Origin of the sequence: Salmonella sp. NW884, assembly GCF_051700745.1 — a bacterium.
GTDB lineage: Bacteria > Pseudomonadota > Gammaproteobacteria > Enterobacterales > Enterobacteriaceae > Salmonella > Salmonella enterica.
Genome location: NZ_JAMMDE010000001.1, coordinates 720,532 through 733,877, shown reverse-complemented (window position 1 = coordinate 733,877; position 13,346 = coordinate 720,532). Strand labels below are relative to the sequence as shown.

Annotated in this window: 12 protein-coding genes; 11 read left to right on the top strand and 1 reads right to left on the bottom strand. The window is 52.6% G+C overall.

Translation table 11 applies throughout. From position 1 onward, the window contains the following. Nucleotides 1-74 precede the first annotated feature (74 nt). A complete protein-coding gene (locus tag NA197_RS03795) occupies nucleotides 75-1,655 on the bottom strand; it encodes a TerC family protein (protein ID WP_000454716.1) in 1,581 nt (526 codons plus the stop codon). Between the two features lie 674 nt (nucleotides 1,656-2,329). Between NA197_RS03795 and NA197_RS03790 the strand changes: the two genes are divergently transcribed. The 11 genes from NA197_RS03790 (at nucleotide 2,330) to fcl (ending at nucleotide 13,345) form a co-directional block, all read left to right on the top strand. Beyond that, entirely contained in the window at nucleotides 2,330-3,469 is a 1,140-nt protein-coding gene (locus NA197_RS03790; protein ID WP_000978077.1) for a polysaccharide export protein, read from the top strand. Between the two features lie 5 nt (nucleotides 3,470-3,474). Continuing rightward, nucleotides 3,475-3,924: a low molecular weight protein-tyrosine-phosphatase Wzb gene (wzb, locus tag NA197_RS03785; RefSeq protein ID WP_000482224.1), complete on the top strand. Its 450-nt coding sequence runs from the start codon at nucleotides 3,475-3,477 to the stop codon at nucleotides 3,922-3,924. Continuing rightward, the gene (wzc, locus tag NA197_RS03780) at nucleotides 3,921-6,080 is read left to right on the top strand and encodes a tyrosine-protein kinase Wzc (RefSeq protein ID WP_023261719.1); all 2,160 of its coding nucleotides are present in this window, start codon (nucleotides 3,921-3,923) and stop codon (nucleotides 6,078-6,080) included. Before wzb ends, wzc begins: the two co-directional genes overlap by 4 nt. A gap of 86 nt (nucleotides 6,081-6,166) precedes the next feature. Further along, complete coding sequence (gene wcaA / locus NA197_RS03775) at nucleotides 6,167-7,009, top strand: colanic acid biosynthesis glycosyltransferase WcaA (protein ID WP_000205695.1); 843 nt, start codon at nucleotides 6,167-6,169, stop codon at nucleotides 7,007-7,009. A 2-nt stretch (nucleotides 7,010-7,011) separates the two neighbouring features. Beyond that, complete coding sequence (wcaB, locus tag NA197_RS03770; RefSeq protein ID WP_000888724.1) at nucleotides 7,012-7,500, top strand: colanic acid biosynthesis acetyltransferase WcaB; 489 nt, start codon at nucleotides 7,012-7,014, stop codon at nucleotides 7,498-7,500. Beyond that, the gene (gene wcaC, locus NA197_RS03765; protein WP_064042952.1) at nucleotides 7,497-8,714 is read left to right on the top strand and encodes a colanic acid biosynthesis glycosyltransferase WcaC; all 1,218 of its coding nucleotides are present in this window, start codon (nucleotides 7,497-7,499) and stop codon (nucleotides 8,712-8,714) included. Before wcaB ends, wcaC begins: the two co-directional genes overlap by 4 nt. Then, nucleotides 8,689-9,903, top strand: coding sequence for a colanic acid polymerase WcaD (gene wcaD / locus NA197_RS03760; RefSeq protein WP_000091392.1), 1,215 nt, complete (start codon nucleotides 8,689-8,691; stop codon nucleotides 9,901-9,903). Before wcaC ends, wcaD begins: the two co-directional genes overlap by 26 nt. 12 nt (nucleotides 9,904-9,915) lie before the next feature. Next, on the top strand, nucleotides 9,916-10,662 hold the full coding sequence (gene wcaE / locus NA197_RS03755) for a colanic acid biosynthesis glycosyltransferase WcaE (RefSeq protein WP_000480132.1): 747 nt from the start codon (nucleotides 9,916-9,918) through the stop codon (nucleotides 10,660-10,662). 15 nt (nucleotides 10,663-10,677) lie between these two features. Continuing rightward, a complete protein-coding gene (gene wcaF / locus NA197_RS03750) occupies nucleotides 10,678-11,232 on the top strand; it encodes a colanic acid biosynthesis acetyltransferase WcaF (RefSeq protein ID WP_001153601.1) in 555 nt (184 codons plus the stop codon). Nucleotides 11,233-11,255: 23 nt separating this feature from the next. After that, complete coding sequence (gene gmd, locus NA197_RS03745; protein ID WP_000048160.1) at nucleotides 11,256-12,377, top strand: GDP-mannose 4,6-dehydratase; 1,122 nt, start codon at nucleotides 11,256-11,258, stop codon at nucleotides 12,375-12,377. 2 nt (nucleotides 12,378-12,379) lie between these two features. After that, the gene (gene fcl, locus NA197_RS03740; RefSeq protein WP_064042951.1) at nucleotides 12,380-13,345 is read left to right on the top strand and encodes a GDP-L-fucose synthase; all 966 of its coding nucleotides are present in this window, start codon (nucleotides 12,380-12,382) and stop codon (nucleotides 13,343-13,345) included. Nucleotide 13,346 lies beyond the last annotated feature (1 nt).

Below are 13,346 nucleotides of genomic sequence, written 5' to 3'. Positions count from 1 at the left end.
AGAGGAGTGCCGGATGGCGAGGCTAACGCGCCTCCGGCCTGCCTGGTAAGCAGGCCGGGGCAGGCGAACAGACGTTACATCTCCGGGTCTGGCTCGCCGTTACGCAGCGGAATTAACTGCACTTTCTGCACTCGATGGCTTTCTACCTGCAATGTTTTCAACAAATAATCGCCCACCTGAACCTCTTCACCGGTTTGCGGTATGCGCTGCAAATATTCCATCAATAATCCGGCAATCGTATGGTATTCCCGTTTTTCATCCAGCGGTAGTGGCACGTACTGCACCAAATCCTCCAGCGGCATATGGCCGTTTGCTGTCCAGGAACCGTCCGGGTTCTTCTGAATATCGTGGCGGGCGTCAATTTCCTCGACTTCATTCGGCAGATTACCGGCAATAGTCTCCATGACATCGCTTAATGTCACAATACCTTCAACCGAGCCAAACTCATCTACGACAAAGGCAAAATGGGTTCTGGCGTTACGGAACTGCTCCAGCGCAGGCAGCAGCGGCAATGTTTCCGGGAAAACCAGCGGTTGGCGAATTAGCGCGCGCAGGTTGAGCGGTTCGCCGCGCAGCGATTGTTGCAACAGATCGATGACGTGGACGACGCCGAGTAAATCTTCCTGTTCATTTTCACCCGTCACGACCAGACGCGTATGCTGGTTCTTTTCCAGCAGAGCGCGGATTTCCGCTTCCGGCGCGTTGAGATCGATATGCTCGATATCGTGACGCGACGTCATGATGCTACTTACGGTGCGCTGGTTGAGATTCAGCACCCGCTCAATCATCCTGCGCTCCTGCGGATTAAAAATCTGGCTGTCGTCATGGTCTGCCAGCATCGCGGCGGTTTCCGCATCCAGTTCGGCATCCTCTTTTTTACCGCTAATCAGCCGCATCACGGCCTCTGTTGTGCGCTGGCGCAGCGTATGGTTAGCGGAAAGAAAACGGCGGCGGTTAAAAATAGCCAGTTGGTTGAGCGCCTCGATCATCACCGAGAAGCCGATAGCCGCGTACAGATACCCTTTCGGAATGTGGAAACCAAACCCTTCCGCCACCAGGCTAAAGCCGATCATTAGCAGGAAGCTAAGACACAAAATGACAATGGTGGGATGGTTGTTCACAAATCGGGTCAGTGACTTGCTGGCGAGCAGCATCAGGCTAATGGCGATTATCACGGCCGCCATCATGACCGCCAGGTGATCGACCATCCCCACGGCGGTAATCACGGAGTCGAGAGAAAAGATAGCGTCCAGCACCACGATTTGCGCGACCACCGCCCAGAATTTCGCCCCCTTACGCTGGGTAGGGTTGGCGCTATCTTTCCCTTCCAGCCGTTCGTTGAGCTCCATGGTGGCTTTAAAGAGCAGGAAGAAGCCGCCGAACAGCATAATCAGATCGCGGGCGCTAAAGCTTAACGCCTGTACGCTAAAAAGCGGCTTAGTCAAGGTGACCAGCCACGAGATTGACGCCAGCAGCAGCAGGCGCATGATCATCGCCAGTATCAGGCCGGTAATGCGCGCGCGGTCGCGCTGCCCCGGCGGTAGTTTTTCAGCGAGGATGGCAATAAAGACCAGGTTATCAATGCCGAGAACAAGTTCGATAACGATTAACGTCACCAGTCCGGCCCAGATTGACGGATCGGCAATCCATTCCATAGTAAGAGCAATACCTTCTGTAATATGACAATTGTCACAATTCGATCATGGATAATACGGCGGAAAAATGCAATGCCGCAGAGCAATTTATCTTTGTTACGCGGCTATAAAATAACTTTAAAATAGCCGTAATGTTTCTATCGGAAACTAAATAATGTCAAGAATATATTTAGGAAATATCGCAGGTGGAGTGGGGTAAATAAATATTGTCAACATCAATAAAATCCTAAAATCATCTGTTAATTCGTTTAATATTAATCTTAAAAATATAGAATGGCGGGTTTGTTACCTTGCCTGTCATTAGGTTAGCTGCAACAATTCTTGCAGGATTAAGATAGCGCTCTTAAATATCCTGTCACGACATCGAGAAAACTATTAATACGTAACCTTTATTTCGCTGAAGATTTTTATCTGAACGAGGATGAAATCGGAGGGGAATGCGAAAATTTAGAATAATCAGTGTATTGGTAGCTAAGAAGCCAGGGGCGGTAGCGTGCCTGAAAGCCTGAATATAAGCCTTTATTATTCTGTCAATAGCCTGCGGATGAATTGATTTTTTTTCAGAATGATGCCAGTTAATTTTCTCTGCCATTAACTGCAAGGTAAATGTGCACGGACGAAGCCGCTATTTAAATTGCACAGGATAATGACTCTGCCAAAGTGATAAATAATCAATGATGAAATCCAAAATGAAATTGATGCCATTATTGGCGTCGCTCAGCTTGATAAGTGGTTGCACAGTACTTCCGGGCAGCAATATGTCTACGATGGGGAAAGATGTGATCAAACAGCAAGACGCTGACTTTGATCTCGACCGGATGGTCAATGTGTATCCGCTGACGCCACGGCTGGTTGAGCAATTACGCCCGCGGCCCAATGTCGCGCAACCGAATATGTCGCTGGACCAGGAGATTGCCAGCTATCAGTATCGCGTCGGGCCTGGCGATGTGCTGAATGTCACCGTCTGGGATCACCCGGAATTGACCACGCCAGCGGGCCAGTACCGTAGCTCAAGCGATACCGGCAACTGGGTACAGCCGGACGGCACCATGTTTTATCCCTACATTGGCAAGGTTAGCGTCGTCGGTAAAACTTTGTCAGAGATTCGCAGCGATATTACCGGGCGTTTAGCGAAGTACATCGCGGACCCGCAGGTGGATGTCAATATCGCCGCTTTCCGCTCGCAAAAAGCGTATATCTCCGGCCAGGTGAATAAATCCGGTCAGCAGGCTATTACTAACGTACCGCTAACCGTCCTGGATGCGATTAACGCCGCGGGCGGTCTGACCGATATGGCGGACTGGCGCAACGTCGTGTTGACGCACAACGGCAAAGAACAGCGCATTTCGCTACAGGCGCTGATGCAAAATGGCGATCTTAGCCAGAACCGCTTGCTCTACCCTGGCGACATTCTGTATGTGCCGCGCAATGACGATCTGAAAGTCTTTGTCATGGGCGAAGTGAAAAAACAGAGCACCCTCAAAATGGATTTCAGCGGCATGACGCTCACCGAAGCATTAGGCAATGCGGAAGGCATCGATCTGACCACCTCCAACGCCAGCGGCATTTTTGTGATTCGTCCGTTGAAAGGCGAGGGGGGACGCGGCGGCAAGATCGCCAATATCTACCAGCTTGATATGTCTGACGCCACGTCATTGGTGATGGCGACGGAATTCCGACTTCAGCCTTACGATGTGGTGTACGTCACGACCGCGCCGGTTGCTCGCTGGAACCGTCTGATCAATCAGTTGCTGCCGACCATTAGCGGTGTCCGTTATATGACGGATACGGCCAGCGACATTCATTCCTGGTAATCGTTATGTTCAACAAAATCTTAGTGGTCTGTGTGGGGAATGTTTGCCGTTCCCCGACGGCGGAACGTTTGCTAAAACGCTTTCATCCCTCGCTGACGGTTGCGTCCGCCGGATTAGGCGCACTGGTCGGCAAAGGCGCCGATCCTGCGGCGGCGAGCGTGGCGAGCGCCCACGATCTTTCTTTGGAAAATCACTGCGCAAGGCAAATTTCCGCGCGTCTGTGCCGGGAATATGACCTGATTCTGACGATGGAGAAACGCCACATCGCCGCCCTGTGCGACATTGCGCCGGAAATGCGCGGCAAGGTAATGCTGTTTGGTCACTGGGACAGCGAGCGTGAAATACCGGACCCGTATCGCAAAAGCCGCGATGCGTTTGAGGCGGTGTACACATTACTGGAAAGGTCTGCCCGCCAGTGGGCGCAGGCACTGAATGCAGAGCAGGGAAAACCATGACAGAAAAAGTAAAACAATCTGCGGCGGCTACGGGTAGCGATGAAATCGATATCGGGCGTCTGGTCGGAACGGTGATTGAAGCGCGTTGGTGGGTGTTGGGGACGACGGCCATATTTGCGCTGTGCGCGGTAATTTATACGTTCTTCGCCACGCCCATCTATAGCGCCGATGCGCTGGTGCAGATTGAACAAAACGCCGGTAATTCGCTGGTACAGGATATCAACAGCGCATTAGCGAATAAGCCGCCGGCTTCCGATGCGGAAATTCAGCTCATTCGATCGCGCCTGGTGCTGGGGAAGACCGTTGACGATCTGGATCTGGATATTGCCGTCACCAAAAACACTTTTCCGCTCTTTGGCGCCGGGTGGGAACGGCTGATGGGGCGTCACAATGAAATGGTGAAAGTCACGACATTCACCCGACCAGAGACGATGAGCGGACAGATCTTCACCCTCAAAGTGCTGGGCGACAAACGTTATCAGTTGGTTAGCGACGGCGGATTTAGCGCGCAGGGCGTTGTGGGCCAGCCACTCAATAAAGACGGCGTGACGATGCGGGTAGAGGCGATTGACGCCCGTCCTGATACAGAATTTACGGTGAGTAAATTCTCAACGCTTGGCATGATTAATAACCTGCAAAATAACCTCACCGTAACGGAAACCGGCAAAGATACCGGCGTTCTGAGCCTGACGTTCACGGGAGAGGATCGCGACCAGATCCGCGACATTCTCAACAGTATTACCCGTAACTATCTGCAACAGGATATTGCGCGAAAATCTGAAGAGGCGGGGAAGAGCCTGGCGTTTCTGGCAAAACAACTGCCGGAAGTCCGCAGCCGTCTGGATGTGGCGGAAAACAAGCTAAACGCTTTCCGCCAGGATAAAGACTCGGTGGATTTACCGCTGGAGGCGAAGGCGGTGCTCGATTCGATGGTTAATATCGACGCCCAGTTGAATGAGTTGACGTTTAAAGAGGCGGAAATTTCCAAGCTCTTTACCAAAGCGCATCCGGCTTACCGCACCCTGCTGGAAAAACGTAAAGCGCTGGAAGATGAAAAAGCCAAACTGAACGGGCGGGTGACGGCAATGCCGAAAACCCAGCAGGAGATTGTGCGTTTGACCCGCGATGTGGAGTCCGGCCAGCAGGTCTATATGCAACTGCTTAATAAACAGCAGGAGCTGAAAATCACCGAAGCCAGCACCGTTGGCGACGTGCGCATCGTTGACCCGGCGATTACCCAGCCGGGCGTGCTGAAGCCGAAAAAGGCGTTGATTATTCTCGGCAGCATTATTCTGGGATTAATGTTATCGATTGTCGGCGTGCTGCTGCGCTCGCTGTTTAATCGCGGTATTGAAAGCCCGCAGGCGCTGGAGGAGCACGGGATCAGCGTCTATGCCAGTATTCCGCTGTCGGAATGGCAAAAAGCGCGCGATAGCGTCAAAACCATTAAAGGGATTAAGCGTTACAAGCAGAGCCAACTGCTGGCGGTGGGCAATCCGACCGATCTGGCGATTGAGGCGATTCGCAGCCTGCGCACCAGCCTGCATTTCGCCATGATGCAGGCGCAAAATAATGTACTCATGCTCACAGGCGTCAGCCCCTCTATCGGTAAAACCTTTGTTTGCGCCAACCTGGCGGCCGTCATCAGCCAGACGCATAAACGGGTATTACTGATCGACTGCGATATGCGCAAGGGCTACACCCATGAACTGCTCGGCACCAATAACGTGGACGGCTTATCTGACATTCTGGCGGGCAAAGGTGAGATAGCCTCCTGCGCGAAACCCACGGCGATTGCTAATTTTGATCTTATTCCGCGCGGTCAGGTGCCGCCTAATCCATCGGAACTGCTGATGAGCGAGCGCTTCGGCGAGCTGATCGCCTGGGCAAGCAGCCGCTACGACCTGGTATTAATCGACACGCCGCCGATTCTGGCCGTGACGGACGCCGCGATTGTGGGTCGTCACGTCGGGACAACGCTGATGGTGGCGCGTTATGCCGTCAACACCTTAAAAGAGGTGGAAACCAGTCTGAGCCGTTTTGACCAGAATGGCATTCAGGTCAAAGGCGTCATTCTCAACTCCATTTTCCGCCGGGCGACGGGTTACCAGGATTATGGCTATTACGAGTATGAATACCAGTCAGATTCCAAATAAAAAATAAGGCGTGCCGGATGGCGCGGCCTGTGACTGTAGGCCGGACAAGCGTAGCGCCATGCGGCAAAACTATCTGGGGAATAAGCATGACAACAGACAATCCGCTGATCTCAATTTATATGCCAACCTGGAACAGGCAGCAGTTGGCTATCCGGGCGATTAAATCAGTACTACGTCAGGACTACCGTCACTGGGAGATGATCATCGTGGATGATTGCTCCTCGTCTTATCAGCAGCTACAACAATTTGTTGAGGAGCTGAACGACCCGCGCGTCCGTTATACCCATAACGCCAGGAATACCGGCGCCTGCGCGGTTCGCAACCAGGCCATTATGCAGGCGCAAGGACACTACATTACCGGTATTGATGATGACGATGAATGGACGCCAAACCGTCTGAGCGTGTTTCTGGCCCATAAACACCAGTTGACTACGCACGCCTTTTTGTATGCCAACGACTATGTGTGCGAGGGCGAGGTCTACTCTCAGCCTGCCAGCCTGCCGCTGTATCCGAAATCCCCTTATTCGCGCCGCTTATTCTACAAGCGCAATATTATTGGCAATCAGGTTTTTACCTGGGCCTGGCGTTTTAAAGCGTGTTTGTTCGATACCGAACTCAAGGCGGCGCAGGATTACGACATTTTTCTGCGCATGGTGGTGGAGTATGGCGAACCGTGGAAAGTCGAAGAGGCGACGCAAATTTTACATATCAACCACGGCGAGATGCAGATTACCTCTTCGCCGAAAAAGTTCTCCGGCTATTTCCATTTTTATCGTAAGCACAAAGATAAATTCGATCGCGCCAGCAAAAAATACCAGCTTTTTACCCTGTACCAAATTCGCAATAAGCGAATGACCTGGCGCACGTTGCTGACGTTGCTCTCCGTGCGTAACAGCAAACGCCTGGCGGCCGGGCTGCGGGGGCGATAACGATGCTGGAAGACTTACGCGCGAATAGCTGGAGCTTACGCCCCTGTTGCATGGTGCTGGCCTACCGTATCGCTCATTTTTGTTCCGTCTGGCGCAAAAAGAATGTGCTGAATAATCTGTGGGCCGCGCCGGTGCTGGTGCTGTATCGCGTGATCACGGAATGCCTGTTCGGGTATGAAATCCAGGCCGCCGCGACCATTGGTCGGCGGTTCACTATCCATCATGGTTACGCGGTAGTGATCAACAAACATGTCGTCGCCGGCGACGATTTTACCATTCGCCACGGCGTCACCATTGGCAATCGCGGCGCGGACAGCCTGGCTTGTCCGGTGATTGGTCACGGCGTTGAGCTGGGGGCGAATGTCATCCTGCTTGGCGATATTACTATCGGTAATCACGTCACGATTGGCGCGGGTAGCGTGGTGCTTGACAGTATTCCGGATCATGCGCTGGTGGTGGGAGAAAAAGCACGGGTGAAGGTCAGCACATGAATATTCTGCAATTTAATGTACGGCTGGCGGAAGGCGGCGCGGCGGGAGTGGCGTTGGATCTCCATCTGCGGGCGCTGCAAAAAGGGCTGACGTCGCATTTTGTTTATGGTTATGGCAAAGGCGGAAAAAAAAGCGTCAGCCACCACCGTTATCCGCAGGTGATAAAACAGACGCCGCGCGGCACGGCAATCGCTAATATCGCGCTGTTTCGTTTCCTGAATCGCGATCTGTTTGGCAATCTCGACAATCTTTACCGCACGGTTATCCAGACATCCGGCCCGCTGGTGCTGCATTTTCATGTTCTCCACAGTTACTGGCTAAACCTGGCGGACATCGTGACGTTTTGCGAAAAAGTCAAAGCGCAAAAACCGGACGTCACGTTGGTCTGGACGCTGCACGATCACTGGAGCGTTACCGGGCGTTGCGCCTTCACCGACGGTTGCGAGGGCTGGAAAAGCGGCTGCCAAAAATGCCCGACCCTAAGCAATTATCCGCCAGTCAGGGTGGATCGGGCGCACCAGCTTATTGACGGCAAACGTCAGCGCTTTCGGGACATGCTGCGGCTGGGCTGCCAGTTTATTTCGCCGAGCCAGCATGTGGCCGAGGCCTTTAACAGCGTTTATGGCGCGGGACTCTGCCGGGTGATTAACAACGGTATCGATCTGGCGACCGAGGCGATTCTCGCGCAACTATCACCTGTGCCGCTGAATCCGGGCAAACCGCGGATCGCCATTGTGGCGCATGACTTGCGTTACGACGGCAAAACTGACCAGCGTCTGGTACACGACATGATGGCGCTGGGCGAAAAAATTGAACTGCATACCTTCGGTAAATTTTCGCCTTTTACCGGCCAAAACGTCGTTAATCACGGTTTTGAAACCGATAAGCGCAAATTAATGAGCGCGCTCAATGAGATGGATGCGCTGGTCTTTAGCTCGCGGGTCGATAACTATCCGCTGATCTTGTGTGAAGCGCTCTCGATCGGCGTACCGGTGCTCGCTACCCACAGCGAGGCGGCGCAGGAGGTGCTGGCGAAATCCGGCGGCCAGACCTTTGCCGCTACAGATGTACTGCGCTTGGCGCAGCGGCGTAAGCCAGAGATTGCTCAGGCGGTATTTGGCGCCACGCTGGACGCCTTTCGTATGCGTAGCCGCGTCGCGTACAGCGGTCAACAGATGCTGGAGGAGTATGTCTCGTTCTATCAGAATCTGTAGCTATCTGCTGCTGCCGCTGATCTACCTACTGGTCAATGTCAAGATTGCCCAACTGGGGGAAAGCTTTCCCATTACCATCGTCACTTTTTTACCGCTGTTGCTGCTGTTATTTGTGGAACGCATTAGCGTAAAAAAATTGATGATCGCCTTAGGCATCGGCGCGGGGCTTACGGCATTTAACTTCCTGTTCGGCCAGTCGCTGAATGCCGGTAAATATGTCACGTCCACGATGCTGTTTGTCTATATTGTGGTCATTATCGGGATGGTCTGGAGTATCCGATTCAAAACCATTTCCGCGCATAACCACCGAAAGATTTTGCGTTTTTTTTATCTGGTGGTGGGTATAGTGGTCGCGCTCGCCGCAGTTGAGATGGCGCAAATTATCCTTACCGGCGGCAGCAGTATTATGGAAGGAATTTCGAAATATCTCATTTACAGTAATAGCTATGTACTGAACTTCATAAAATTTGGCGGTAAGCGTACCACTGCGCTTTATTTTGAACCGGCATTTTTCGCTTTGGCACTAATCTCAATTTGGCTGAGCATCAAACAGTTTGGTATCAAAACACCGAAAAGCGATGCTATGATTCTGGCAGGGATAATATTATCAGGATCATTTTCAGGGGTAATGACCTTTATCCTGTTTTACCTTCTGGAGTGGGCGTTCCAATATTTGAATAAGGATGCGATAAAGAAAAAACTTCCACTGGCGCTGGTCTCATTAACCCTGTTTTTGGTTGGGGTAATTATTGCATTTCCTTATATCGCGACACGACTTGGCGATTTAGGGACGGAAGGCTCATCTTCTTATTATCGTATTGTGGGCCCGTTAGTCATGGTCGGATATTCCTTGACCCATATTGATGGTGTAGTCAGATTTGGCTCACTTTATGAATATGTTGCATCATTCGGAATCTTTAACGGTGCGGATGTCGGGAAAACCATAGACAATGGATTGTATCTACTGATTATTTATTTTTCCTGGTTCGCAGTGCTAATGACGCTGTGGTATATGGGGAAAGTTTTAAAAATGGCGCTAAATGCGTTTGGCGATAATCGCAATTTTCGGGTGCAGCTCTATCTTTTTACGCCGGTGTCGCTGTTTTTTACCGGTTCAATATTTAGCCCGGAATATGCTTTTTTAATCGTCTGTCCGTTCATTTTGCGCAAGGCGTTAAAAATTTCATAACGGGGTGGTTGCATGTTTTTAAGCGTCGTTACCGTCGCCTTTCGCAATTACGAAGGGGTGGTAAAAACCTGGCGCTCGCTGCGCAATCTGGCGCGCGATCCGGGCCTGTCATTTGAATGGATCGTAGTGGATGGCGGTTCGGAGGACGGCACGCGCGAATTTCTGCAAAAACGTCATGGTGAGTTTAACCTGCGTTTTATCAGTGAAAAGGATCGCGGTATTTATGATGCCATGAACAAAGGCATTGCGCTGGCGCAGGGGCGCTATACCCTGTTTCTTAATTCCGGTGATGCGTTCCATGATGATGCCGCGCTGTTTGTCCGCCAACTGGCGCGGCAAAAGGGCGAGGCGATGTATATTGGCGACGCGCTGCTGGATTTCGGCGGCGGGCATAAAATACGCCGGAAGGCTAAACCCGGGTATTATATCTACCATAGTTTGCCAGCCAGCCATCAGGCGATATTTTTCCCGACGGCAGCGTTAAAAAAGTATCCTTATGATCTGCAATATCATGTCTCTTCAGATTATGCACTGGCGGCCCGTCTCTATAAAGCAGGCTATCCTTTTCGGCGAATTAACGGACTGGTATCTGAATTTTCGATGGGCGGCGTGTCAACCTCGAATAATCTGGAATTATGTCAGGATGCAAAAAACGTACAGCGAAAAATATTACGTGTGCCAGGGTTTTGGGCGCAATTATCCTATTTATTACGTCTGAAAACGACGGGTAAAACAAAAGCGCGGTATAACAAAGTCTAATCACCGGGAGTTATTATGCAGGATCTTAGCGGCTTTACGGTGCCGAAAGGGTTCCGCGGCGCTAATGCGCTAAAAGTACAATTATGGTGGGCGGTACAGGCGACATTATTCGCCGGATCGCCGCAAATATTGTATCGCTGGCGAGCCTTTTTGCTGCGTCTGTTTGGCGCCAAAATTGGAAAGAATGTGGTTATTCGACCGTCAGTAAAAATTACCTATCCGTGGAAATTAACCGTCGGCGATTATGCCTGGGTAGGCGACGACGCGGTGTTATATACGTTGGGTGAAATTAATATTGGCGCACATGCGGTCATTTCACAAAAAGGGTATTTGTGTACCGGTAGCCATGATTATACCAGCGCCCATTTCGATATTAACGCCGCGCCGATTGTTATTGGCGAAAAATGTTGGCTGGCAACCGATGTTTTTGTCGCGCCCGGCGTGATGATAGGTCATGGCACCGTCGTCGGCGCGCGCAGCAGCGTATTTAAATCATTACCGGCAAATGCGATTTGTCGGGGCAATCCCGCAGTGGTAACGCGCCAGCGCGTTCAGAAAGTTACTCCCTAACGGGACTATTTGAGGAAATGAAAATGTCAAAAGTCGCTCTCATTACTGGCGTAACCGGACAGGATGGGTCTTACCTGGCAGAATTTCTGCTGGAAAAAGGGTATGAGGTGCATGGTATCAAGCGTCGCGCGTCATCGTTTAATACCGAGCGCGTGGACCATATTTATCAGGACCCGCACAGCTGCAACCCGAAATTTCATCTGCATTATGGTGACCTGACCGACGCCTCCAACCTGACCCGCATTTTACAGGAAGTGCAGCCGGACGAGGTCTACAACCTGGGCGCAATGAGCCACGTGGCGGTGTCGTTTGAGTCGCCGGAATATACCGCCGATGTGGATGCGATGGGCACTCTGCGCCTGCTGGAGGCGATCCGCTTCCTCGGTCTTGAAAAGAAAACGCGGTTCTACCAGGCCTCCACCTCTGAACTGTACGGGCTGGTGCAGGAAATCCCGCAGAAAGAGACCACGCCGTTCTACCCGCGTTCTCCCTATGCGGTGGCGAAACTGTACGCCTACTGGATCACCGTCAACTACCGTGAATCCTACGGTATTTACGCCTGTAACGGCATTCTGTTTAACCATGAGTCCCCGCGTCGCGGCGAAACCTTCGTCACCCGTAAGATCACCCGCGCCATCGCCAATATCGCGCAGGGACTGGAGTCCTGCCTGTATCTCGGCAACATGGACTCGCTGCGCGACTGGGGTCATGCGAAAGATTACGTGCGGATGCAGTGGATGATGTTACAGCAGGAGCAGCCGGAAGATTTCGTGATTGCCACCGGCGTGCAGTATTCCGTACGCCAGTTTGTGGAGCTGGCGGCGGCGCAACTGGGGATAAAACTGCGCTTTGAAGGCGAAGGCATTAATGAGAAAGGGATCGTGGTATCCGTTACCGGACACGATGCGCCGGGCGTGAAACCGGGGGATGTGATTGTGGCCGTTGATCCGCGTTATTTCCGTCCGGCGGAAGTGGAAACCCTGCTGGGCGACCCGTCCAAAGCGCATGAGAAACTGGGCTGGAAACCGGAAATCACCCTGTCGGAGATGGTCTCCGAGATGGTGGCGAACGATCTGGAAGCCGCGAAAAAACACTCACTGCTGAAATCTCACGGTTACGAGGTGGCCATCGCGCTGGAGTCCTGAGAATGAATAAGCAACGAATTTTTGTGGCGGGCCATCGCGGGATGGTGGGCTCCGCCATTGTACGGCAGCTTGCGCAGCGCGGCGACGTGGAACTGGTGCTGCGCACCCGCGATGAGCTGGATCTGCTCGACGGGCGCGCGGTACAGGCGTTCTTTGCCGGAGCGGGTATCGACCAGGTTTATCTGGCGGCGGCGAAAGTGGGCGGCATTGTCGCCAACAACACGTATCCGGCGGATTTTATTTATGAAAACATGAAGATAGAGAGCAACATTATTCACGCCGCGCACCTGCACAACGTGAACAAACTGCTGTTTCTCGGTTCGTCCTGTATCTATCCGAAACTGGCAAGGCAGCCGATGGCGGAAAGCGAGCTGCTGCAGGGGACGCTGGAGCCGACCAACGAGCCGTATGCCATCGCCAAGATCGCCGGGATTAAACTGTGCGAGTCCTACAACCGGCAGTACGGTCGCGACTACCGTTCGGTGATGCCAACCAACCTGTACGGCCCGCATGACAATTTCCATCCGGACAATTCACATGTGATCCCGGCGCTGCTGCGCCGTTTTCATGAGGCCGCGCAGAGCCACGCGCCGGAGGTGGTGGTGTGGGGCAGCGGTACGCCGATGCGCGAATTTCTGCACGTTGACGATATGGCGGCGGCCAGCATTCACGTGATGGAGCTGGCGCGCGAAGTGTGGCAGGAGAACACCGCCCCGATGCTGTCGCACATTAACGTCGGCACTGGCGTGGACTGCACCATCCGCGAGCTGGCGCAGACCATCGCAAAGGTGGTGGGTTACCAGGGCCGGGTGGTGTTCGACGCCGCGAAGCCGGACGGCACGCCGCGTAAATTGCTCGACGTCACGCGCCTGCATCAGCTTGGCTGGTATCACGAAATTTCACTGGAGGCAGGGCTTGCCGGTACTTACCAGTGGTTCCTTGAGAATCAGCAACGGTTCCGGGGGTGAC